The organism is Hyphomicrobium sp., from assembly GCF_035687085.1.
GTDB lineage: Bacteria > Pseudomonadota > Alphaproteobacteria > Rhizobiales > Hyphomicrobiaceae > Hyphomicrobium_B.
In genome coordinates, this window is sequence record NZ_DASRYS010000013.1 from 282,836 (window position 1) to 306,206 (window position 23,371).

Annotated in this window: 19 protein-coding genes; 12 read left to right on the forward strand and 7 right to left on the reverse strand. The window is 62.3% G+C overall.

Annotated features, from left to right (window positions below; genetic code table 11):
• The first annotated feature begins 51 nt into the window (after window positions 1–51).
• The gene (locus VFG26_RS12045) at window positions 52–1,101 is read left to right on the forward strand and encodes a flagellar motor protein MotA (RefSeq protein WP_325025579.1); all 1,050 of its coding nucleotides are present in this window, start codon (window positions 52–54) and stop codon (window positions 1,099–1,101) included.
• Between the two features lie 7 nt (window positions 1,102–1,108).
• The gene (locus VFG26_RS12050; protein ID WP_325025581.1) at window positions 1,109–2,137 is read left to right on the forward strand and encodes a peptidoglycan -binding protein; all 1,029 of its coding nucleotides are present in this window, start codon (window positions 1,109–1,111) and stop codon (window positions 2,135–2,137) included.
• 232 nt (window positions 2,138–2,369) lie between these two features.
• Here VFG26_RS12050 and VFG26_RS12055 read toward each other — a convergent pair whose 3' ends face one another.
• The gene (locus VFG26_RS12055) at window positions 2,370–4,193 is read right to left on the reverse strand and encodes an ABC transporter transmembrane domain-containing protein (protein ID WP_325025583.1); all 1,824 of its coding nucleotides are present in this window, start codon (window positions 4,191–4,193) and stop codon (window positions 2,370–2,372) included.
• A gap of 279 nt (window positions 4,194–4,472) precedes the next feature.
• Here VFG26_RS12055 and rpmE point away from each other — a divergent pair, with 279 nt between their 5' ends.
• On the forward strand, window positions 4,473–4,697 hold the full coding sequence (gene rpmE / locus VFG26_RS12060) for a 50S ribosomal protein L31 (protein ID WP_325025585.1): 225 nt from the start codon (window positions 4,473–4,475) through the stop codon (window positions 4,695–4,697).
• Window positions 4,698–4,790: 93 nt separating this feature from the next.
• Here rpmE and VFG26_RS12065 read toward each other — a convergent pair whose 3' ends face one another.
• Both VFG26_RS12065 and VFG26_RS12070 read right to left on the reverse strand, forming a co-directional pair.
• The gene (locus VFG26_RS12065; protein ID WP_325025587.1) at window positions 4,791–5,339 is read right to left on the reverse strand and encodes a DUF1465 family protein; all 549 of its coding nucleotides are present in this window, start codon (window positions 5,337–5,339) and stop codon (window positions 4,791–4,793) included.
• A 382-nt stretch (window positions 5,340–5,721) separates the two neighbouring features.
• On the reverse strand, window positions 5,722–5,913 hold the full coding sequence (locus VFG26_RS12070; protein WP_325025589.1) for a DUF1192 domain-containing protein: 192 nt from the start codon (window positions 5,911–5,913) through the stop codon (window positions 5,722–5,724).
• 191 nt (window positions 5,914–6,104) lie between these two features.
• Between VFG26_RS12070 and VFG26_RS12075 the strand changes: the two genes are divergently transcribed.
• Window positions 6,105–7,103 carry an NAD(P)H-quinone oxidoreductase gene (locus VFG26_RS12075; RefSeq protein ID WP_325025591.1) on the forward strand — a complete coding sequence of 333 codons (999 nt, stop codon included), beginning with the start codon at window positions 6,105–6,107 and terminating at the stop codon, window positions 7,101–7,103.
• Between the two features lie 13 nt (window positions 7,104–7,116).
• Here the strand turns inward: VFG26_RS12075 and VFG26_RS12080 are convergent, their stop codons facing one another.
• Complete coding sequence (locus VFG26_RS12080; protein WP_325025592.1) at window positions 7,117–7,971, reverse strand: TIGR01459 family HAD-type hydrolase; 855 nt, start codon at window positions 7,969–7,971, stop codon at window positions 7,117–7,119.
• Window positions 7,972–8,087: 116 nt separating this feature from the next.
• On the reverse strand, window positions 8,088–10,436 hold the full coding sequence (locus VFG26_RS12085) for an EAL domain-containing protein (RefSeq protein ID WP_325025594.1): 2,349 nt from the start codon (window positions 10,434–10,436) through the stop codon (window positions 8,088–8,090).
• 333 nt (window positions 10,437–10,769) lie between these two features.
• On the opposite strand from VFG26_RS12085, the gene VFG26_RS12090 reads away from it, so the two are divergent.
• The 7 genes from VFG26_RS12090 to VFG26_RS12120 all read left to right on the forward strand — a co-directional run bounded on the left by VFG26_RS12090 (window position 10,770) and on the right by VFG26_RS12120 (window position 18,938).
• Window positions 10,770–11,513, forward strand: coding sequence for an SDR family NAD(P)-dependent oxidoreductase (locus VFG26_RS12090; protein WP_325025596.1), 744 nt, complete (start codon window positions 10,770–10,772; stop codon window positions 11,511–11,513).
• Between the two features lie 114 nt (window positions 11,514–11,627).
• Entirely contained in the window at window positions 11,628–12,533 is a 906-nt protein-coding gene (locus VFG26_RS12095; protein ID WP_325025598.1) for a LysR family transcriptional regulator, read from the forward strand.
• A 202-nt stretch (window positions 12,534–12,735) separates the two neighbouring features.
• Entirely contained in the window at window positions 12,736–13,266 is a 531-nt protein-coding gene (locus VFG26_RS12100) for a formate dehydrogenase subunit gamma (protein WP_325025600.1), read from the forward strand.
• Window positions 13,263–14,834, forward strand: coding sequence for an NADH-quinone oxidoreductase subunit NuoF (locus VFG26_RS12105; RefSeq protein ID WP_325025601.1), 1,572 nt, complete (start codon window positions 13,263–13,265; stop codon window positions 14,832–14,834). The genes VFG26_RS12100 and VFG26_RS12105 overlap by 4 nt, the downstream gene beginning before the upstream one ends.
• A gap of 55 nt (window positions 14,835–14,889) precedes the next feature.
• Entirely contained in the window at window positions 14,890–17,787 is a 2,898-nt protein-coding gene (gene fdhF / locus VFG26_RS12110; protein ID WP_325026100.1) for a formate dehydrogenase subunit alpha, read from the forward strand.
• 33 nt (window positions 17,788–17,820) lie between these two features.
• Window positions 17,821–18,639 (forward strand): formate dehydrogenase accessory sulfurtransferase FdhD, encoded by an 819-nt coding sequence (gene fdhD / locus VFG26_RS12115; RefSeq protein WP_325025604.1) that lies wholly within the window; start codon window positions 17,821–17,823, stop codon window positions 18,637–18,639.
• Window positions 18,640–18,680: 41 nt separating this feature from the next.
• Window positions 18,681–18,938 (forward strand): formate dehydrogenase subunit delta, encoded by a 258-nt coding sequence (locus VFG26_RS12120; protein ID WP_325025606.1) that lies wholly within the window; start codon window positions 18,681–18,683, stop codon window positions 18,936–18,938.
• 81 nt (window positions 18,939–19,019) lie between these two features.
• On the opposite strand, the gene VFG26_RS12125 is transcribed toward VFG26_RS12120, so the two are convergent.
• Window positions 19,020–21,104, reverse strand: coding sequence for an elongation factor G (locus tag VFG26_RS12125; RefSeq protein WP_325025608.1), 2,085 nt, complete (start codon window positions 21,102–21,104; stop codon window positions 19,020–19,022).
• A gap of 357 nt (window positions 21,105–21,461) precedes the next feature.
• Here VFG26_RS12125 and VFG26_RS12130 point away from each other — a divergent pair, with 357 nt between their 5' ends.
• Complete coding sequence (locus tag VFG26_RS12130; protein WP_325025610.1) at window positions 21,462–21,710, forward strand: hypothetical protein; 249 nt, start codon at window positions 21,462–21,464, stop codon at window positions 21,708–21,710.
• Between the two features lie 98 nt (window positions 21,711–21,808).
• Here VFG26_RS12130 and VFG26_RS12135 read toward each other — a convergent pair whose 3' ends face one another.
• On the reverse strand, window positions 21,809–23,011 hold the full coding sequence (locus VFG26_RS12135; RefSeq protein WP_325025611.1) for a pyridoxal phosphate-dependent aminotransferase: 1,203 nt from the start codon (window positions 23,009–23,011) through the stop codon (window positions 21,809–21,811).
• Between the last annotated feature and the right edge of the window lie 360 nt (window positions 23,012–23,371).

Sequence of the window (23,371 nt, forward strand, 5' to 3'; positions counted from 1 at the left end):
AGCCTTGCGCTAAGGTTCTAGCGGACAAGCGGGGCTTCCGGAGGGCGAGAAATGGCCAAGATCCGCCCGGGCGATGCTTCGGCACTCGCGCCGGTATCGAGGCGGCTGACACCACCTGGTGTCTTTTTGCTGCGGATGACGATCTTTTTGACGTTGGTCGGCTTTCTGGCGGCCATTCTCTTCGATCAATTAAAGAACTCGTTTCTGAACAATCCGGGCCTCAACGGCCTGATCGTCGGTGCTTTGGCGCTCGGCATCGTCTACGCCTATCGCCAGGTCTTCCGACTTTACCCGGAAATTCGCTGGGTCAATGCTTTCCGCATTTCCGATCCGGGCCTCTCGATCAGCGCCCGCCCCGTCCTGCTGGCGCCGATGGCGACGATGCTGCGCGACCGCACCGGCACGCTCTCGCTCTCGACCGCGGCCATGCGCTCGTTCATGGACTCGATCGGTTCCAGGCTCGATGAAGCCCGCGACACCGGCCGCTATCTCGTCGGCCTCCTCGTCTTCCTGGGCCTCCTTGGCACCTTCTGGGGTCTTCTCGAAACGATCCTTTCCGTCGGCCACGCCATCGATACGCTCGACAGCAAGGCGACCGACAACGTCCAGCTCTTCAGCGATCTGAAGGCGGGCCTGGCCGCGCCTCTGAAGGGCATGGGAACGGCCTTTTCGTCATCTCTGCTCGGTCTTTCAGGATCGCTCGTGCTGGGCTTCCTGGAACTTCAGGCGAGCCACGCGCACAACCGCTTCTATAACGAACTTGAGGAATGGCTCTCGGGCATCACGGAGCTGACGCCCGCAGGAACCGGCGCCAACACCAACGACTACGTCAACCGCCAGCTCCTCTCCGCAGTGGTCGAGATGCAGCGCTCGCTTGAGGACTTCGCCAATCGTGTCGCCGATCAGGCGGGGCTTCCCGCCAAGAGCGCGCCCGCTCAGGACGACGTTCGCGACCTCGCCCGCGGGGTCAACCAGCTCGTCACCCAGATGCGTTCGGAGCAGAAAGTCGTGAGGGAGTGGGTCGACGAACAGGCCCAAAGCCAGGCCGAGGTTGCCCACATGCTGCGCAATCTCGCCGACGCCATGAAGCGCGGGGTCTAGAGCGCCCATGGCACGCGGACGGTCCCGTCGCGGCGGTGAGTACGGGGAGTTCTGGCCTGCCTACGTCGACGTGCTGTCGACGCTGCTGCTCGTCGTCACCCTGCTGATGTCGATCTTCATGATCGCGCAGTACTTCTCAGCGCAGGAGGTCACAGGCAAGGACTCAGCACTTCAGCGCCTGACACAGCAGATCAGCGAGCTGACCTCTATGCTCTCGCTTGAGAAGGGTAAGTCGCAATCAGCCCAGGATGAACTCGCCGCTTTGGAAGCGTCCCTCGCCGCACTCAAGAGCGAGAACGAGAAGCTGAGCGGCGCAGGCATTGGCGCCGACGAACGGGCGAAGGCCGCCGAAGGCCGCGTCGCAGCGCTCGGCTCCGATCTCGAAAAGCAGAAGAACATCTCGGCCGAAGCCCTGTCGAAAGTCGATCTTCTCAATCAGCAGCTGGTGGCGCTGCGCCGCCAGATCGCCGCCTTGAGCGATGCGCTTGATGCGTCCCAGAAGAAGAGCACCGAAAGCGACAAGACGATCAAGGATCTCGGCGCCCGCCTCAACACCGCGCTCGCCCAGCAGGTGCAGGAGCTGAAGCGCTACCGCTCCGACTTCTTCGGCCGTCTGAGCGAGCTTCTGAAAGACCGCAAGGACATCCGCATCGCCGGCGACCGCTTCGTATTCGAATCGGAAGTTCTCTTCGCCGCCGGATCGGCAACGCTGACGCCCGAGGGTGATGCTGCGATGGATCAGATCGCCGCCGCGATCATCGAATTGCAGCGGGAGATCCCACCTGACATCGATTGGGCATTGCAGATCAACGGCCACACCGATATCCGCCCGATCTCGCGTTCGCAGTATCCGTCCAACTGGGAACTATCGACGGCGCGCGCCTCCTCCGTCGTCAAATATCTGATCTCGAAGGGTGTCCCGCCTGAACGCCTCGTCGCGGCGGGCTACGGCGAGTTCGCGCCGATCGATACGGGGCTAACGGAAGAAGCCTTCCAAAAGAACCGGCGCATCGAGCTCAAACTGACGAACAGATAAAGCGCCGCCTCGTAGCCGCGAAGCGCTATCAAAGCTCGGCTTGGCCGCTGCGTTCGTACCCTCACGTGATACCGATCGTGTAGGCGAGCCAATGGATCGTCTCGCCGTTGTTGCACGAGATATCGTACGCGCAGCCGCCAAAGAGCAGGATTATGACCATCAGAATCCTCATGATACTGATGATCAGTCTACTGATATTAAGAGTCGATTAAAATTGCCGGGAGCCGCCGCGCTACTCGGCGGCTTCGCGCCCGAACTGCAACTCTGCCAGATGCGCGTAAATTCCGCCGCGGCGCACCAATTCGAGATGCGTGCCCGCTTCGACGATCCGGCCCTTTTCCATGACGAGAATCCGGTCGGCTTTCTGAACGGTGGCCAGCCGGTGCGCGATGACGATCGTCGTCCGGCCCTGCATCAGATCTTCAAGAGCCCGCTGCACCGCGCCTTCGCTCTCCGCGTCGAGCGCGCTCGTCGCCTCATCGAGCAGCAGGATCGGCGCGTTCTTCAAAATGGCGCGCGCAATGGCGATACGCTGCCGCTGGCCGCCGGAAAGCGACGTGCCCCGCTCGCCGAGCTTCGTGTTGTAACCGTCGGGAAGACGGCGAATGAACTCGTCAGCTTGAGCAGCCGCCGCCGCACGGCGAACTTCCGACAGCGTGGCGCCCGGCGTGCCGTAGCGAATGTTTTCGGCCACCGTATCGGCGAAGAGCGCAACATCCTGCGGTACGAGCGCGATCCGCTGGCGAAGCGCCGCCAGATCGGCATCGACGACGTTGACGCCATCGACGCGAACGACACCTTCGTTCGGATCGTAAAAGCGCAGGAGCAGGTTGAATATCGTCGTTTTGCCCGCACCCGAAGCGCCGACGAGCGCCAACGTTTCTCCCGGGTTCGCCCGGAACGACACGCCATGGACCGCCTTCTCCGCTGGATGCGCTGGATAGGCGAAGGATACGTTCTCGAACGCGATGGTGCCGGTTGAAGGCTCCGGCAGCGGCGTCGGCTTTTCGGGCGAACGGATGTCGGGCACAGTCGCCATCATCTCGGTCAAACGCTCCGCCGCGCCGGCCGCTTGGCTCATCTCGCCCCAGACTTCTGACAGCTCCGCAAGCGCGCCGGCTGCAAAGAGCGCGTACAGCACGAACTGCCCAAGCCGGCCGCTCGTCATATCGCCTTCGACGACTTGGGACGCGCCATACCAGAGCACGCCCGTCACGCTGACGACGGTGAGGAAGATCGCAACGCCGGTGAGCGCTGCGCGCGCGAGCATCCGGCGCTTGGCAGCGCTGAACGTTTTCTCGACGGCGCGCGTAAAGCGCTCCGAGACCGTCTTCTCGTTCACATAGGCCTGCATCGTCCGGTAAGCGGCAAGGTTTTCGGAAGCATAGGCTGAGGCTTCGCCGAGCGTATCCTGCGCCTCCCGTGACAGGCGGCGCACGGCGCGCCCGAACGCGACGAGCGGCAGAACGATGATCGGGATCGCCAGGAACACGAGCGCCGACAGATTGGGGCTCGTGACGAACATCATGATGAGCGCGCCGATGAGCATGATCGTGTTGCGCGCGGCCTGGCTGAGCGCCGAACCGGCGACCGCCTTGATCTGCGTCGTGTCCGCCGTCAGGCGGCTCATGATCTCGCCGGAATGATTGAGATCGAAGTAGGCTGGACCGAGCTTGGCAAGCTGCGCGAACACCTTCGCCCGAAGGTCCGCGACCACCCGCTCACCGATCCAGTTCACGAAGTAGAAGCGCGCGGGGCTGGCGATGGCGATGATGAGGCCGATGCCGATCATCGTCGCGAAGTAGGCGTTGATCAGGGCCGGATCGTTGCCGCCGAAGCCATTGTCGATCATGCGGCGGACGGCAAGCGGCACCGACAGCATCGCGAACGCCGAGACGACGAGGGCAATGATCGCGCCCCACAGCGCCCCCTTATGGGCCAGGATCAGGGGCTTCAGGGTGAGAAGCGGCTTGAGCGCGATGCGCCGTGATTGCCGAGTATCTTCTTCGGCGGTTTGGACCCCTTGGGGGCCCTGCTCTGCAACGTCGCTGCTCATCGGCCTTTTTTTTGGTCTCAAAGCTCGGGGAAACAAGATGTTTCCGCCCTTAAGCCGGCCCGGACCATGCCCCACGAGGCAGCTAGGCTCAAGAGACAATGGGCCGCTTTTTGACTGTCAATCCTTACGGTTTACTCAGGTTCGCCGCGCTATGTGGCCTTGTGCAGGCTCATTATCTCGGCTAAAGATCCCGCCAATTCAGTCCCCTTTGCAACGAACCGGGGCCGGGGCTCGTCAGAGCTTCGCCGTTAAAACGCATTACCAGACGGACCCAAGGCCATGAAGAAAGACGCTGACCTCCACCCGGATTACCACCAGATCACGGTGGTGATGACCGATGGAACCGAATTCACGACCTATTCGACGTACGGCAAGCCCGGCGACAAGCTGACCCTCGACATCGATCCCAACACGCACCCCGCCTGGACCGGCGGCGACGCGAAGCTGATGGACCGTGGCGGCCGCCTCTCGCGCTTCAAGAAGAAGTTCGAAGGCATGTTCTGATCGCCGCGTCGCGATCGGCATCGTTACCGAAAAACAAAAAGCCCGGTCGCAGGACCGGGCTTTTTTCGTATCGGGCTGAGCTGAGCGCTAAGTTCAGCTGAACTTGGCTGCGAAGGCGCGTTCCAGCAGGCCCACCTGCTGAGCGACGGGGTTGACCGCCGCTTGCGGCATCTCGGCCGCCGAAGGCTTCGTGAAAACGCGATCGAGCTGAGAAATGCGATCGTGCAGGTTAAAGCTTTCCTCGATGAGGTTCTGCAGGCCCTGCGGAAGCTCGGAATAGCCCTTAACATGCGAAGGCCGGCCGAAGGCCTGCAGCTTCACGCGCCGGCGCTTCTTCTGCGCTTCGTCTTCCGTGATCTCGCCCTCGCGGAGCGCGCGGCGGATCAGGAGCCATGAGGCGAGGTCGAGCAGCCGAGTTGTCAGCCGCATGCTTTCGGTGGCATAGAGCACGCCGACGCTGCCGGCGAGATCCTTGGCTTCTTTGCGCCCTGGTCCATCAAGATAGCTGGCTGTCCTCTCGACGAGCGCCATGCCTTCTTTGAAGATGTGGTCAAACTGCTCGGAGGACTGAAATCGCTCACCGAACGAGACCGTTGTGGCGCCGCTCACAGGGGCGCCGTCCACGCGATATACGTTACTCATGACCCTCAACGATACAAACGCTTACCCGTCCGCAACTGCTACCACGAACTGACATTAGAGCACCAGTAGTTAACAAGAACGCCCAAAACGGGGCATCTTTCCCCATCTACGGTGAGGCTCCTGTGGACAATGCAAAAAAAGAGCCGCCCTACCGAGCGGCCCGAAAGTCAACAGGGAGGCGTCAATTCAGCGGCAGAGGGCCCGCTTATATCCAGATGGCCTGGATCGACTCCCAAAATGGCCCGATATGCTTAAGCTTCGGTTAAGCCGTGTCATGAGCTGCTAACCTCAGCGTTAGCATTTCGAAACAGCGTCCGAATTCGGAGCATTCCCAAAAACGGACGGCATGCAGCGCATTTGAAATAAAAGTTTCAGCCGCTCTTCACGATTTGAAAAGTGAGTGCGCGGCCGCCTCGTGCTGACGTTTCCGGCCGAGTTCGACCTTCACCCGGGCAATCTCCGCTTCGAGGTCCACCACCCGCTTTTCCAGCTCGGCGACGGACAGCCTTTCGAGGTTATCTCCGAGTGCCACGCCATCGGGCTTTTTTTGCGGCACGAGATCGTCGAGGTCCATGGCTGCTCCTCCTTTCCGTCTTTTCGCGCGACCTTATTTGAGATGCCGCCAACGGTCGAGCGCTCGCGCACGAGGAAGTTCATCGTCGAGACGATTGGTGGAACGAAGCTTCGCCTGGCGCCGATGTGCTTGCTCCCATGAACATCCCCGTGCATTCCTCTCGCCTCACCTGAACTGAGAAAGCGAGCGAAATGACCCTGCCAGCATCGATGAAAGCCGTTGCTATCGCCGGATCCGGCGGCCCCGAGGTGTTGAAGCTGAGCGACGTGCCGGTGCCACAGCCCAAAGCCGGCGAAGTCTTGATCAAGGTTGCAGCAGCAGGCGTAAACCGGCCGGACGTTCTGCAACGGCAGGGAAACTATCCATCTCCCAAAGGCCATTCCGAGCTACCGGGCCTCGAAGTTTCAGGCACCATTGCAGCGCTTGGCGAGAACGCTGAACACTACGCCGTCGGCGATGCCGTCATGGCGCTCGTTCCCGGTGGCGGATACGCTGAGTACGTCGCGGTGTCCGAACTCGCCTGCATCAAGAAGCCGGACGCGATTTCATTCATCGAAGCCGCAGCCATTCCGGAGACGTTCTTCACCGTTTGGCACAACGTGTTCGATCGCGGCCATCTCAAGAGCGGCGAGAAATTCCTCGTCCACGGCGGCACGAGCGGTATCGGCGTCACTGCGATCCAGCTCGCCAAGGCGTTCGGCGCGACCGTCTTCACCACCGCCGGTTCGGATGAGAAATGCGCAGCCGCACGCGCGCTCGGCGCGGACTTCGCCATCAATTACCGCACGGAAGATTTCGCGCAGGTGATCAAGGCCGAAACGGGCGGCAAAGGCGTCGACGTGATCCTCGACATGGTCGGCGGCGACTACATCGAGAAAAACATCCGTTCGCTGGCGGACGATGGCCGCCTCGTCAACATCGCCTATCAGAAGGGCTCGACCGCAACGGTCGATTTCATCCGCGTGATGCTGAAGCGGCTGACGCTGACCGGCTCGACGCTGCGCATTCGCTCCTCCGAAGTGAAGGGCGGCATCGCCCGTTGCATCGAAGAACACGTCATTCCGCGCATCGTCGCGGGCGAGATCAAGATCCCGATCGACAGCACCTTCCCCCTGGCGCAGGCGAGCGACGCGCACGCGCGCATGGAAAGCAGCGCTCATATCGGCAAAATCGTGCTGACGGTCGCCTGAGGGACCGTCAGGCTTACCAGTCGAAGCTCTTCATCACCGCGACCGGCTGCGGCTTATCCGATGGGAAAAGCCGCCCGGCCGCAGCGGTGAGCGATTCACCTGAACGGACATAGACGCCGCTCGCAATGAACACTGAGCGAATGCCGAACTTCACGGCGCCGGCAATATCGGTCGCCACGCCGTCGCCGATCGCAAGCACGCGATCCTTGCTGACCGGAGCCCCGCGCAATTCGGATCCTGTGCGCAGCGCCAGCTCGTAGATCGGATGATGCGGCTTGCCCGCGTAGCTCACGTCGCCGCCCAGTGCCGCATAGGCTGCAGCGATCGCACCGGCGCAGTAGACGATGCGGCCGCCGCGCTCGACCTTGAGATCAGGATTGGCGCAGATCATCGGCACGCCCCGCGCTTTGAGCTTTTCAAGCAGCGCTGAATAGTTGGCCGGCGTCTCGGTTTCGTCGTCATAGAGGCCGGTGCAAACGGCAACCTCGGCATCATCGACGGTCGCGCCCGGCTTCGCGGTAAGTCCGGCGAAGATCGGCAGATCACGCGACGGACCGATGTGCAGGATCGCCCGCCCCGCCCAAGCCTCGATCAGGCTGCGCGAAACGTCCCCCGAGCTGACAATGCCATCATAGGCCGAACGCGCGACGCCGATACCGTCGAGCTGGCGCATGACGCTCTCATGCGGACGCGGAGAGTTGGTGACGAGAAGCGCAGTGCCGCCCTTCTTCCGGAATGCTTCGCAAGCCGCAACCGACGACGCGAACGGACGGACGCCATTGTGAATGACGCCCCATATGTCGACGAACCAGAGGTCGGACGAAGCGGCGAGCGGTGCGATGGAAGTGATGAGCGGGATGTCGGTCATGCGAGGCCTCACGCGAGATCCGCCAACGTGACCTCGATGCCCGGCCTATAATGGAGACGGGGCCGAACTGTCATCCGGCCCCGTCGTCACACGTCGTTTCTTGTCCGGCGCGCGCCTTAAGCAGCAGCCGAATGCTTCGCCGGCGCAGTACCCGCGCTGCCATCGACATTCACCTGACGAGGTGCGCCAAACAGCGGCCCCTGTCCAAGCAGAACGCCCGCGCTGAGCAAACGCTTCTGCGCCGAGGCATCTGCTATCCCGCTCGCGACGACCGACAGACCAGCTGCCGACGCACGCTGCAAGATCTCTTCCGCAGGCACGAACCGGTCGCGCGCTGACATCCCGCTGAGAAGCGTTTGCGCGTCGAACCGTACGAAGCGGAAGCCTGTTTGCTGAAGCACCGCGAAGTCGGTTCCCATGTGCTCGATGGATTCGAGCCCGAAGCGGAAGCCGAACGAGTGCATATCCCGCAGCGCCTGCCACGCCGATGGCGTGAAGCTGTCGATCGCACGTTGCGAGAACGTCAGCACGAGCTGTTGGGCAATGCGCGGCCGCGCTTCGTAAGTATTGGCGAAGGATTCGAGGAACGCCCTGCTCGTCACCGACGAACCAAGGAAGCTCGCCAAAAGCGAACCGCCGCGTTCACGCGCATCCATTCGCGCCGCGAGAGCTGCCGCCCGATTGAGACGCGCGATGTCGAAGCGCGAGTCGAGTTCGCCGATCAGGGCGAAGTCGTCTTCGTTCGCTTCCAGCGCATCGCCTGCGGAGGACCGAAGCGTCGTCGTCATCTCGTAATGCCCAACCGAATGCTCCGCGAGCGTAACGATCGGCCCCAACATGACTTCAATCGACTCATCTTCAATGGCGCGTGCGATCGCGGCAGCGCGCGGCGGCAGCTCCGGCGTGGGCGCCGTTTCAGCCGAGAACTCCAGAATGGGCAAATCGGGCAGCGTCAGTTCTGGAAGCGCGGTCTCCCCGTCCTGACGAGCGGTGTCATTACCCAAAGGCAGCTCAAAGCTTGGCTCATCGAAGTCCTGACCGGCCGTGACCGTGTCATCCGGATCGAAGCCGGCAATTCGCTCAGCCGTAGCTGGAATGACCAGCTCGCCGAGACCTTGCGACAGCGCCGGCTCAGGCGGTGCGGGCGGGCCGTACGGCTGCTGTGCCGGAGCCGTGGGCGCGGCAGCCACCGGCGCTGGCGGGACGGCCAACGCCGCGGGAGCCGGCGCGACGGGCGGCGCAATCGGAGCCGCAGCTGCCGGTGCGGGCACAGCCGGCGCGGGCTTCCGCGCAGCCGTGTCGAAACCCGGCACGAAATCGCCGAACCCCGGACGCTGCCGCATGCTGGCGGCAACGGCGCGCAACGCACCGATGGAATCCTCAAGCGCGCTCGCCGGCGCCTTCGGTTCGTCATTCGTACGCACGGGCTTGGCCGGACGCATCGCTTCGGCAGCATTCACTTCGTCTGCGAGCTCTTTGATCTTCCGCTGGACGAGTTCCAGATCGCCCTCGATCGTCATCGCAACGTTGCTGGCAGGCGCCTCCTCGGCGCCCGCCGGCCAGCCCGGCAGACCCTTCACCGGCGGCTGCTGCGGCTGCGCATCGACGCGTCGGCGGAACGACCAGCGCTCACGGGTTGGCTCCGCTGGAGGCGCAGGCCTGTCCGCGACTGGAGCTGCGAATGCAGGACGGCCCTTTGCATCGTTCGCCGCGACCAACGGAGCCTTGGGCGGCATCTCGAGGGAAGGCTGCAGACCCTGTTGGATCACCGGGCGGGGCGGCGCCGTACGGGCAGCCTTGTCGCTTCCGCGCTCGGCGGCAGCGTCAGCCGGAGCCATCGGGCGGACGTTCATAGGTTCGTTAGCTGCCGGCTTCGGCTGCGTTGCGTTGAGAGGCGGGACCGGAACGACGTCCGGGCGAGGCACGATGTTGCCGATGTCGCGGCTCAACTCGCGGATCCGAGATTCGGGCGTGCCCGGCGTCTGCCCGACGGGCAGTGACGGCGAGGTGGAAGCCCCCGCCCCAGCAACGGCCGGACGCACCGGAGCAGCCTTTATCTTTGAAGCAGCCGCCTTGGCATCGCTGGCCTTCGCGCCGCTCGGCTTCGTCTCATGCCGCGTGCGCGCCAGTTCAGCCTTGAGCTGAGCGATCTGCGCCGATTTCTGAATGTGCTTGTGAAGCAGCATCGACAGCGCCAGCACGATCACGCCTGTCGCGATAGAAACATGCAGCGACAGTCCGATCTGCGCAAAGCACATCATGCCGATAGCAGCCGAAACGATCACGATCGAGGCTACGATGAGCCCGTCTCGCGACTGGGGCTCCAGCGTTCCCCCGTCTGAAGCGTCACCCGTCGGCGGTGCGGCGGGTCCGGCTGCTGGAGCGGGTCCGAGAGCCTGCGACGGCGCAGCGGTGTCGGTGGGAGCGACACTGACCTGCGGCTTTGAATTATCCTGCTTTGTCATGGTGTTCCAGGCTGCCTTCGATTCGTCTTGCTCTCAACCTTCGCAGACGGATGAACGGAAGCAATGTACCGGGGACCGCTATCACCACCTTATTGGCGCGTCATCGGCTCAACTGTTCAGATCATACTACCGGCGGGGCGTCCGGGTCACACGATTCTATTTATGAACATATCTGCTGCGGCGGTGCATAGCCGCAAAACCGCCCTTGACCTGTCTCCCGCAAACCCGAATCGGCGCGCTGTTTAGATCTCGTTAGGCGAATCGGCGTGCTATCGTCAGACCGACGGCGCCTCGCGTTTGTTGGTAAAGCGTATGCCTGGAGGGGAAGACCGCATGTACATGGATCGAGTTGGTACCAGCGTCGAATCAGATGTCTCGAGTGAACTTGCGCGGGCGCGCATCCTCATCACGGGTCTCACTGGCATAGCAGGGGTCGACGTGGCCCGCGCCTTTGCCGATCTCAAAGCCCGGCTCGTCGTCCATACGACCGACCTTTCCCCTGAGCTGGTGGAACTCGCCGCGCTGCTGACCCAGAGCGCCAGCGAAATCCGCCTCCACACGCTCGACATATCGACTGCCGATTCGGCCGCGAAGTTCGCGCAGACATCCGCCCAGACCTACGGCGGGCTCGACGCCGCGATCAACATGGCCTCGATCTCGTCAGCGGAAATCCGCGCCATTCGCGCTGACGGCGACCTCGAAGCGCTCGTGTCGGCGAAGCTCGCACCTCTCGCCCAACTGACGCGCGTCATCGCCAACCGCATGTGCGTGGTGCTGAGCGAAGGCATGGTCTTAAACGTTTTGAAAATGCCCGAGCCCCACGACGGCCGCACCGCTGCCATCGCCGGTTATGCTCGAACGGCGCTCGCATCGATGATTGCCCGGGAAGCCCGTGAATGGGCGGGCAAAGGTATCCGTATCAACGGCGTCGGCCCGGCAACCTATTATGACGGCAGCCGCTCGGGCTCTTACCTGGCGAACGAACCGGACGTGGCGAGCTTGGCGCTGCATCTGGCTTCCCGCCGTGGCCGTTCGCTCTCGGGCCACGTCTTCGACGCGGGCGGGCTCGACTTCTAACTCTGCCGAGCAGTCGCCCGCACGCTGCGAGCCGATCGAGCCTCAAAGGGCCGCTCGATTGTATTTGATCATCGAACCGCCGATGATTAGCCCTCTCTCGGGAGAGAGAGACGAATGGACATCCGCCAGCTTCAATATCTGGTCGCCCTTGCCCGCGAGAAGCATTTCACGCGTGCGGCCCAGGCCTGCAACGTCACGCAGCCAACGCTGTCGGGTCGTATCCGCCAGCTCGAGCTTGAACTCGGCGTGCCCATCGTCGAGCGCGGCCAGCGGTATCAGGGCCTGACACAGGAGGGCGAGCGCGTCCTCAAGTGGGCGCAGCTGATCCTCAACAACTGGGCTTCAATGCACCAGGAGCTGGCGCACCTCGCGATCAGCGACTTCGGCTTGACGGGCCGCCTGACGCTCGGCGCCATTCCGTCGGCGCTGCCGATGATCCCCTACCTGACGCGCGACATCCAGCAGCTGCATCCGCAGATCAACTTCACGATCATGTCGATGAGCTCGGAGGAAATCCTGCGCGGGCTCGATGACTATTCGATCGACGCCGGCATCAGCTACCTCGACAACGAACCGATCAACAATCTCATCGCGACGCCGCTCTACTTTGAACGCTACTGTCTTTTCATTCCGGACGGTCACGAGTTCGCTAATCGTGAGACCGTGACTTGGCGCGAAGCCGCCGAGTTGCCGCTCGGACTTCTGACATCGAACATGCAGAACCGGCGGATCATCGACCGGGCCTTTCACGACGCCGGCTGCCAGCCCGCCCCAGCGCTGGAAACGAACTCCGTTATCAATCTTTATTCGAATGTGAGGCTGATGCAGCTCGCCAGCGTCATGCCCCATTATCTCTTGGACTTGTTGGGCAAAGACCCGGGCCTGAAAGCAATCCCCCTCGTCGAACCCAAAGTGGCCCACAGCGTCGGCCTCTTAACGCAGGACCGCGATCCTGTCGCACCCCTCGTGCGCGCGTTTCAGGCAGCGGCTGCCAAGTTCTCGGCCAACAGCATTTCTTGAGCGCAGCCCGGCACTTAGTCCGCGGCCTTCGTCTCAAACTGCGCGTTTAGCCATAGTTATTGCGCCCGATCATAGGCGAAATCTATGATAGGATCGACCATATCGATTTGAATACCAGGGCGGAATGACACACGTAAAATCATGCGGCAAAGTGGCGTGTGCGTCATGGCGACCGCCAATAAAACGTTGAGGAAACGCCGACATGGCGAAGAAGGCCGGAAAGCAAACTAACGGCTCACGGGTAGAACAATTTCCTGCTCCGACCCCTGCTGAGGTCGCGGCACTGGCTGTATGCGCAAGCCACGGAAACAAGCCCGACGAGCTTCTCGAAATCTTTCACGACTTGCAGCACCAGCTCGGCTACGTGCCGGATGCAACGCTGCCGGTGATTGCCAGGGCGCTAAACCGTTCGCGCGCTGAGGTTTATGGTGTGCTGACGTTCTATCACGAATTCAGACGCCAGCCGGCCGGCAAGCACGTCGTTAAGATCTGCCGCGCCGAAGCCTGCCAGGCCATGGGCACCGATGCACTTTGTGAGCACGCGGAGCGTTCACTGCACACGCGCCTCGGCGGCACCACAGCCGACGGTATGGTAACGATCGAGCAGGTCTTCTGCCTCGGCAACTGCGCGCTCTCACCCGCGATCATGGTCGGCGAGAAGCTCTACGGCAAAGTCGATCCTAAACGCTTTGATGAGATCATCGGCGGACTTGAGAAGGAAGCCGCGGAATGATCAAGGTTTTCGTACCCCGCGATGCCGCAGCGCTGTCCGTCGGAGCCGACGAAGTTGCCGCTGCGATTGTCTCGGAAGCCACGATCCGCAAGCTGGACGTTGAAGTCGTCCGCAACGGTTCGCGCGGCATGCTCTATCTCGAGCCGCTCGTCGAAGTCGAAACAGCTGAAGGCCGCGTCGCCTATGGTCCCGTGGCAGCAAGCGATGTCGCCGGCCTCTTCGAAGCAGGCTTCCTGGAAGGCGAGGCCCACGCTCTGGGCCACGGCCTGACCGAGGAAATCCCCTATTTCAAGAACCAGGAGCGGCTGACATTCGCGCGTTGCGGCATCACCGATCCCCTGTCGATCGAAGACTACCGCAAGCACGGCGGCTTCCAGGGCCTCACCAAGGCCTTGCAGATGAAGCCGATCGACATCGTCACTGAAGTGACGACATCGGGCCTGCGCGGCCGCGGCGGCGCCGGCTTCCCGACCGGCATCAAGTGGAAGACGGTTCACGACCTTCCCGCCGGCGAGAAATACGTCGCCTGCAACGCCGACGAAGGCGACAGCGGCACGTTCGCTGACCGCATGCTGATGGAAGGCGACCCCTACTGCCTCATTGAAGGCATGACGATCGCGGCCATCGCGGGCGGGGCGCAGAAGGGATACATCTACGTCCGTTCCGAGTATCCGCACTCTGTACACGTTCTGCGCGAAGCCATTGAGATCGCGCGCAAGGCCAATTGGCTGGGCGATAACATCCAGGGAACCAATCATTCCTTCGATCTTTTCGTACGTATGGGTGCAGGCGCCTACATCTGCGGCGAAGAAACCTCCATGCTCGAAAGCTTGGAGGGCAAGCGCGGTATTGTGCGTTACAAGCCGCCGATCCCGGCCATTGAAGGCCTCTTCGGCAAGCCGACGATCATCAACAACGTGATGAGCTTCGCGGCCGTACCGATCATCATCGACAAGGGCGGCGAGTTCTATCGCGACTATGGCGTCGGCCGTTCGCGCGGCACGCTGGCATTCCAGATCGCCGGCAACGTCAAGCAGGGCGGATTGGTCGAAAAGGCCTTCGGCGTCACCACGCGCCAGCTGATCGAAGACTGGGGCGGCGGCACGGCGACGGGCCGTCCGGTTCGCGCGGTCCAAGTCGGCGGACCGCTCGGCGCCTACATTCCAGAATCCAAGTTCGACGTGCCGATGGACTACGAGGAATTCGCCAAGGTCGACGCTATGGTCGGCCACGGCGGTCTCGTCGTGTTCGACGACACGGTCGACATGGCCAAGCAAGCCCGCTTCGCCATGGAGTTCTGCGCCATCGAAAGTTGCGGCAAGTGCACGCCCTGCCGCATCGGTTCGACACGCGGCGTCGAGGTGATCGACAAGATCATCGACAATGTCGATCGCGACAAGAACTTGGCGCTGCTCGAAGACCTGTGCGTGACCATGACGGACGGTTCGCTGTGCGCCATGGGCGGACTGACGCCGTTCCCGGTCATGAGTGCCGTGCGTGGCTTCCCCGAAGACTTCCACAAGCCTGCGCCGCCAGCGAACAAGTTTCTAGCGGACGCTGCAGAGTAAATTCAGGACTAGACATCCTCAACGAGGACGCTCGATGAACCACCACGTCAAGCCGATGACCCTGATCAAAGAGATCGATTACGGCACGCCAAGCCCCGATGTGACCGACGCCACCAAGATGGTGACGCTGGAGATCGACGGACAAGAGATCACGGTCGCCGAAGGCACCTCGATCATGAACGCGGCGATGCAGCTCGGCATTCAGATCCCGAAGCTGTGCGCCACCGACAGCCTCGACGCCTGGGGCTCCTGCCGCCTTTGCCTTTGTGAGATCGAAGGCCGCAAGGGCACGCCCGCATCGTGCACCACGCCCGTCGCATCCGGCATCAAGGTCACGACGCAGAATGCGCGTCTCGCCAACATCCGCCGCGGCGTCATGGAGCTTTATATCTCCGACCACCCGCTCGACTGCTTGACCTGCGGCGCCAACGGCGACTGCGAACTCCAGGACATGGCGGGCGCTGTCGGCCTCCGCGAAGTCCGCTACGGCTACGACGGTGAAAACCACGTTTTCGCCAAGCGAGCCGATGGCGAGGTCAACGACCGCTTCAAGCCGAAGGATGGCTCGAACCCCTACTTCCAGTTCGATCCTTCGAAGTGCATCGTCTGCTCGCGGTGCGTGCGAGCTTGCGAAGAAGTGCAAGGCACGTTCGCGCTGACGATCGATGGCCGCGGCTTCGCTTCGCACGTCTCCGCCGGCATGGACGAAGAGTTCCTCTCCTCCGAATGCGTGTCGTGCGGCGCCTGCGTGCAGGCCTGCCCGACGGCGACGCTCATCGAGAAGTCGGTACTTGATGTCGGCCAGCCCGAACACTCGCTCGTTACGACCTGCGCCTACTGCGGCGTCGGGTGCTCGTTCAAAGCCGAAATGCGTGGCGAGGAAGTCGTGCGCATGATGCCCTATAAGGACGGCGGCGCCAACGAAGGCCATTCCTGCGTCAAAGGCCGCTTTGCCTTCGGCTACGCCACCCACAAGGATCGCGTGCTGACGCCGATGATCCGCGAAAAGATCACCGATCCCTGGCAAGTCGTATCGTGGGACGAAGCGATCAGCTACGCCGCTGAGCGTCTGAAGGCGACGCAGGCGAAGTACGGCAAGGACTCGATCGGCGGTATCACCTCTTCCCGCACGACGAACGAGGAAGTCTATGCCGTCCAGCGTATGGTCCGCGGCGCCTTCAATACCAACAACATCGATACCTGCGCCCGCGTCTGCCATTCGCCGACGGGCTACGGCTTGAAGCAGACGTTCGGCGAATCCGCCGGCACGCAGGACTTCAAGAGCGTCGATAAGGCCGACGTCATCATGGTCGTCGGCGCCAACCCGACGGACGGCCACCCCGTCTTCGGTTCGCGCATGAAGAAGCGCCTGCGCGAAGGCGCGAAGCTGATCGTCATCGATCCGCGCCGCACCGACATCGTCCGCTCGCCGCACGTCGAAGCCGCCTATCACTTGCAGCTTCAGCCCTCGACCAACGTCGCCATCATGAACGCCATCGGTCACGTCATCGCGACCGAGAACCTGATTGATCGCAAGTTCGTCAAGCGCCGCTGCGAGCCAGCTGACTTCTTCCGCTGGGAAGAGTTTATCAAGCGCCCGGAGAATTCTCCGGAAGCAACCGAAGAGATTACGGGCGTACCGGCTCAGCTCGTCCGCGAAGCTGCACGGCTCTACGCAACGGGCGGCAACGCTGCGATCTACTACGGTCTCGGCGTCACCGAGCACAGCCAGGGCTCGACCATGGTCATGGCGATGGCCAACATCGCGATGGCGACTGGCAACATTGGCCGCGAAGGCGTCGGTGTGAACCCGCTGCGCGGCCAGAACAACGTGCAGGGTTCGTGCGACATGGGCTCGTTCCCGCACGAGCTGCCGGGCTATCGTCACGTGTCCAACGCTGACGTGCGCGCCGCATTCGAAAAGGAATGGGGCACCAAGCTCGATAGCGAGCCCGGCCTGCGCATTCCCAACATGTTCGATGCGGCCTCTGACGGCACGTTCCGCGGCATGTTCATCCAGGGCGAGGACATCGCCCAGTCCGACCCCAACACGCACCACGTCGAGCATGCGCTGTCGTCGATGGACATCGTCATCGTCCAGGATCTCTTCCTGAACGAGACGGCGGCCTTCGCTCACGTCTTCCTGCCGGGTACGTCGTTCCTCGAGAAGGACGGCACCTTCACCAACGCCGAGCGCCGCATCAACCGCGTCCGCAAGGTGATGCGCGAGAAGCAGGGCATGGCCGAGTGGGAAGTCGTATCGCGCTTGGCGACCGCCATGGGCCATCCGATGCACTACAACAACGCGGCCGAGATCATGGATGAGATCGCCCGCCTCACGCCGACATTCGCTGGCGTGTCGTTCGATCGTCTCGACGAGCTGGGTTCGATCCAGTGGCCGTGCAACGACGAGCACCCGACGGGCACGCCCGTCATGCACACGGATGAGTTCACGCGCGGCAAGGGCCGCTTCATGCTGACGGGCTTCGTGCCGACAGCTGAGCGCACGAACCGGAACTTCCCGCTCATCCTGACGACGGGCCGCATCCTTGCGCACTACAACGTCGGCGCCCAGACGCGCCGCACGGACAACGTCGCCTGGCATCCCGAGGACATCCTCGAACTCCACCCGCACGACGCGGAAGTTCGCGGCATCAAGACAGGCATGAAGGTGTCGCTCGCAAGCCGCGTCGGCGCCACCACGCTGACGGCCAAGGTTTCCGATCGCATGCCGCAGGGCGTCGTCTACACGACGTTCCACCATCCGGTCACGGGCGCCAACGTCATCACCACCGAGAACTCGGACTGGGCCACGAACTGCCCGGAATACAAGGTGACGGCGGTGCAGGTGAACGTCTCCAACCATCCCTCCGAATGGCAGGAGGAATGGCAGGGCCGCGAGGTCGAGAACAAGCGTATTGCCAAGGAAAAGAAGCTGGAAGCGGCAGAGTAAGCGCTGCCCTTCTGGCCTGGAGTTAAGATTGCGATGAACGTCGTGCCGAAGAACACAATCAAGCCTGAGGGCGGACCGGAGCTGTGCTCCCGTCCGGCCGTGGGCGAGTTGCAGTCCGCGTCGGGCACGCAGTCGATCACGTGGCAGCTCCCCGAGGAGGTGCCCATTGCGCTCCAGATCAACTCTCAGCCCTACACGGTGATGATGGCGACGCCGGCGAACCTTCGCGATTTCGCGATTGGGTTCCTCGTCGGCGAAGGCATCGTCCCCGACCCCGCGAAGATCCAGGGCATCCTCGTGATGCCGGTGGACGGCGGCATGGCAATCGACGTCGCCGTGCCCGAAGAGGCGATCGAAACATCGCGTCTCGCCCGCCGCGCCATGGAGGCGCGCACGGGCTGCGGCCTCTGCGGTGTCGAAGAAATCGAATCGGCCGTCCGGCCGCTGCAGCAGCTCGAGCGGACCTGGTCGCCCACGCCGGAAGTCATCCGGCGCGCCGACAAGAGCCTGTTCGAGTACCAGCCGATGAACCGCTTCAACCGCTCGGTCCACGGCGCCGCTTGGGTGTCGAAGGACGGCGAAATCGAGTTCGTTCGCGAAGACGTCGGCCGCCACAACGCGCTCGATAAGCTCATCGGCGCGCTCTACGCCGAAGGCATTGACCGCACGGACGGCTTCGTTCTGATGACCAGCCGCTGCAGCTTCGAACTCGTGCAGAAATCGGTGACGGCGGGCATCGTCGGTCTGGTCACCGTTTCAGCGCCGACCGTCCTTGCGCTGGAACTCGCCAAGAAAGCCAACCTGTTCCTGGCGTCATTGGGCCCCAACGGCCCCGTGGTCTTCAATCACTAGCCACCTGTCCCATCCGTCAATCCCAACAAAATCGGTCCAACATGCAAAGCTCCGATCTCGTCCGCATGGCCAATCAGATTGCGGCGTATTTCCAGGCCTATCCCAAGCAGGAAGCCCTCGATGGGATCTCCATGCACATTCACAATTTCTGGGAACCGCGGATGCGCAACGCGCTGAAGGCCTACCTCGACCAGGGCGCCCAGGGCATCTCTCCGCTCTTCGTCGAAGCCGTGACCGACTACTTCAAGGGACCGAAATCGCCGGTCAAAGCCGCGCCCGCAAAGGCGGTCCCGGCCTGAAGTCCGAATAGATCGCAGCGAATTCGAAAGGGCGGCATTCAATGCCGCCCTTTATTGTATCGAGCTCTTCAACGGCTGAAACTACTCCGCCGCCGCCCGGCTCGCGGCGAGGACCTGATCGCGCAGCCGCCCGGAAACCTCCGACAGGTGGTCGAACGCGAACGTGAACGATCCCACACCCGCCGTCGCCGACCTCAGGTCGATGATGAGATTATCCATCTCGGCTTCCGGAATATGGGCCTCTATCAAATCCCATCCGGGCCAGCCGGGACGCGCATCAAAGCCCAAGATCTGCCCACGCCGCTGCGAGATGATGCCGTTGATCCGCGCATTGGCTTCTGACGGCACGGCGACCGAAACCGCCATGATCGGCTCCAGCAGAACCGGATTGCATTTCGGCAAGCCCTCGGACATCGCGAGACGCCCCGCCTGCCGGAAGGCCATGTCGGAGGAATCGACCGAGTGATAGGAGCCGTCCGTCAGCGTCACCGCGACATCGACGACGGGAAAGCCGAGAGGCCCCTCGGTGAGGTAATCGCGCACGCCGATCTCGACCGAGGGAATGAAGTTCTTCGGAATGGCGCCGCCGGTGATCGTCTCGTCGAACACGATCCCTGAGCTTCTGGGCAGCGGCTTGATCTCGATTTTGACGTCGCCGAACTGCCCATGCCCGCCCGACTGCTTCTTATGGCGGCCGCGAACTTCCGTGCCTGATTGGATCGTCTCCTTGTAGCCGACGCGCCGCTTCTCCCGCTGCACGTCGATGCCGTACTTGCGGTTGAGGCGTTCGAGCGCCACGCGAATGTGCATCTCGCCCTGCCCGTGCAGCAGAATCTGATGCATCTCGGCATTGTGTTCCAGCGTCAGCGACGGATCTTCGTCGATGAGCTTGGCGACGGCCGCCGATAGCTTCACCTCGTCCTTGCGGTCCTTGAGACCGAGACCGATCGCGAGCGCCGGCTGCATCGGCTGCGGCACCGGAATTTGCGCGATGGGTGTTTTGCCGACGACGATTGTCTCGCCGGAATGAATGCTGTCGAGCCGGCCCAGCGCCACCGTTTCGCCGGCCTTCGCCGTGCCGCGCTTGACGGCTTCCTCGCCGCGAATTGTGAAGATGCCGCCGACGCGCTGCTCCTGACCGGCAGCCCCCGTAACGGTCGCGCCATCGGCAATCTCACCCGCGAAGATGCGCGTATAGGAAAGCTTGCCGCCCGCCTTGGTGTGCACGCTCTTGAACACGTAGGCCGCGGACTTGTGGCCATCGAGCCCCAAGCGCTTTGCCGTGTGCTCGACGCTCGGACACTCATGGCGCAGCATCTTCAATAGCCGCAGAATTCCGTGCCCGTGCTCGGCCGAGCCGATGAGAACCGGACAGATCTGCCCCTCGCGCAGCTCCTTCGAGAGATCCTCGAACACGCGATCGTTCGGCGGCGGGATGTCGGCCAGCAACTGCTCCATCAACTCATCGTCGTAATCGGCGAGCTTCTCGAGCATCTGGAAGCGCGCTTCCTTCTCGCGCGCTTCGATGGCCGACGGCAGCTCGATGATCTTGCTGGAATCGTGTTCGCGATAAACGTAGGCCCGCTCCGACGCGAGATCGACGAACCCTGTCGCAATGCCGTTCTCAAAAATCGGGATCTGCCGCAGCACGAGCGGCATGGCGCTCGCCGGCTGCAGGTTCGGAATGACGTCATGAACCGGGATCGTCGAGCTATCGATCTTGTTCAGGAAGAGAATGTGCGGAACGCTCATGTCTTCGAGCTGCTTCAGGATCACCTGCAGCGCTGGAACGCGCTTGGGATCGGCCTCGCAGACAACGACCGCCATGTCGCAAGCGGGCAGCGCGAGCGCGCCTTCGTGCGCGAACTCGACCGAGCCTGGGCAATCGATGAAGGTGAATGTCTCGCCGAGGAATGTCGCGTCGGCGACATTGAGGGAGACGCTCATAGCGTGCTCGCGGGCTTCAGGCGAACTATCGCCGAGCGTCGAATTATCGGCGATTGAGCCCGCGCGCGTGATGCTGCCGGTGCGGGCGAGAATGGCTTCCAGAAGAGTTGTCTTACCGCTGGCAAAGGGTCCGATCAGCGCCACGCAGCGTGGGCCTCGGACCCCGGCTCTATTGCCTTGAGTGCCACTTCCGCCCTTCGGGCCATCCGAGCTTGTCATGATTGCCTCCCTTTGCGAGGCGCGCGACCATGCAACCGCGCCCCGCACCTCGGGAGAGAGCGGCCCGCCGATGGTCGCTCCAAAGCTCAATCAGCACAACGTGATTCGCCGCACAGTTTCGTGAAGAATGTATTGCGATGCAGTAGATCATCTTTGAACGGCGCATTTTTATACTGCATCGCCGAAGCCACTTCTCTCGATCGTCTTTTCTTCGCGGCCAGTAAGGACAAAATAACTTGAATAACTTCAAACTTGCGGCATTGTGAACTCTCCGGCGCTTCGCGCGTTCTATTACCCGAAGCGAGACGTTCGGAATGAGCCAGAGGGACGTTGGCTCAGGAAATGCGAGGCTGGGTTATGAGTATTGAAACACTGATGTCCGCGGCCAACGCTGCTGGATATGTCATGGCCGCCGAGGAAGAACTGCCCGATACGTTCGGCGCCGAACCGGAAGTATTCGAATTCAAGTCGCAGCCGGCAACGGCTCTTGCAATCTGGCGCCCTGTTAAGCCGCGTGCCGATAGCAAGCCTTTCGGTGGGCACATCGCAAACGCTTGGGATTGGTTCACCGAGCGCTTCGTGCACCACGGCGCCACGCCGGCCTGAGAGCACGGCTAAGAACACGGCCTGATCTCAAGAGGCCCATAAACCGGATTTGAAAAACGCGCGGCTTGAGCCGCGCGTTTTTTGTTCTGAGCCTCGTCTTAAGCGAGATTTCCGCAGAAGCGCTGAATGCGCGTGCAGGCATCCTTCAAAGACTCGGTCGAAGCCGCGTAGGACACGCGGAACGAGGGTGAGCCCTCGAACGCTGCGCCATGCACGACGGCAACGCCTTCCTCTTCGAGCAACGCCGTGACGAAGTCTTCGTCGTTCTTGATGATCGTGCCGGACTTGCTCGTCTTGCCGATCAATCCCTTGATGCTCGGATAGACATAGAACGCGCCCTGCGGCTTCGGGCACTGCAAGCCCTTCGCCTGGTTCAACATGCTGACGACGAGATCGCGGCGCTCGACGAAGATCTTGTTGTTCGCAGCGATGAAGTCCTGCGGCCCGTTGAGCGCTTCAACGCCCGCCCACTGCACGATCGACGACGGGTTCGACGTCGACTGCGACTGCAGCTTGCGCATGGCGTTGATGAGCACTTCCGGGCCCGCGGCGTAACCGAGGCGCCACCCGGTCATGCAGTAGGCCTTCGACAAGCCGTTCATCGTCAACGTGCGATCGTAGAGCTTCGGTTCGACCTGCGCCGGCGTCGCGAACTTGAGGCCGTCGTAAAGCAGGTGCTCGTACATGTCGTCCGTCAGCACCCACACGTGCGGGTGCTTGAGCAGAACGTCCGTCAGAACCTTAAGCTCTTCAGCCGAATAAGCGGTGCCCGTCGGGTTCGAGGGCGAATTGAAGATGAACCACTTGGTCTTCGGCGTGATCGCCTTCTCGAGCGCATCGGCGCGCAGCTTGTAGCCGTCTTCCAGTGTCGTCTCGGCAAACACGGGCTTACCGCCGCCGAGCAGGACGATGTCCGCATAGGAGACCCAGCACGGCGCAGGAATGACGACCTCGTCACCCGGATTGAGCGTCGCGAGCAGCGCATTGTAGAGCACCTGCTTGCCGCCGGTGCCGACCGAAACCTGGCTCGTCTTATAGTCGAGGCCATTGTCGCGCTTGAACTTGGCGACGATCGACGCCTTGAGCTCCGGGATACCGTCGACGTCGGTGTACTTCGTCTTGCCCTCATCGAGCGCGCGCTTGGCGGCATCCTTGATGTTCTGCGGCGTGTCGAAATCCGGCTCGCCTGCCGACAACGAAATGATGTCCCGCCCTTGCGCCTTGAGCTGACGCGCCTTCATCGAAACGGCGATGGTCGCGGAGGGTTGGATGCGGTTCAAACTGTCGGCGATGAAGCCCATGGTCTAGCGCCTGTTTTGCGGATTTAAGAACTGGAATTTTTCGCGTCGCGAATAAGCGGCGCGGACCGTAATTGTAATGTTTCCCTGTCGCAAGGCGGCGTTTTCACAAGGCTGTCCCTCGCCAGACGGCGCCCGCGCTGATGCCAGGCCGCAACAAATCCACTGCAAATAAGCTGGTGCGCATTTTCTCAGCGTGGCGCCACAATCCGGACCCAAGGCCGCCCAGAAGCAGGGATCAACTTTCGCGACGCGCGATTGACTACCAAGTTGATGACGAGCGGGAGGAATCGAGACGATGCCAGTCAGCGTTCTGCAGGAAGTACGTCACCGCCGGAATGTCACTCCAGCCGCGCAGCCGAG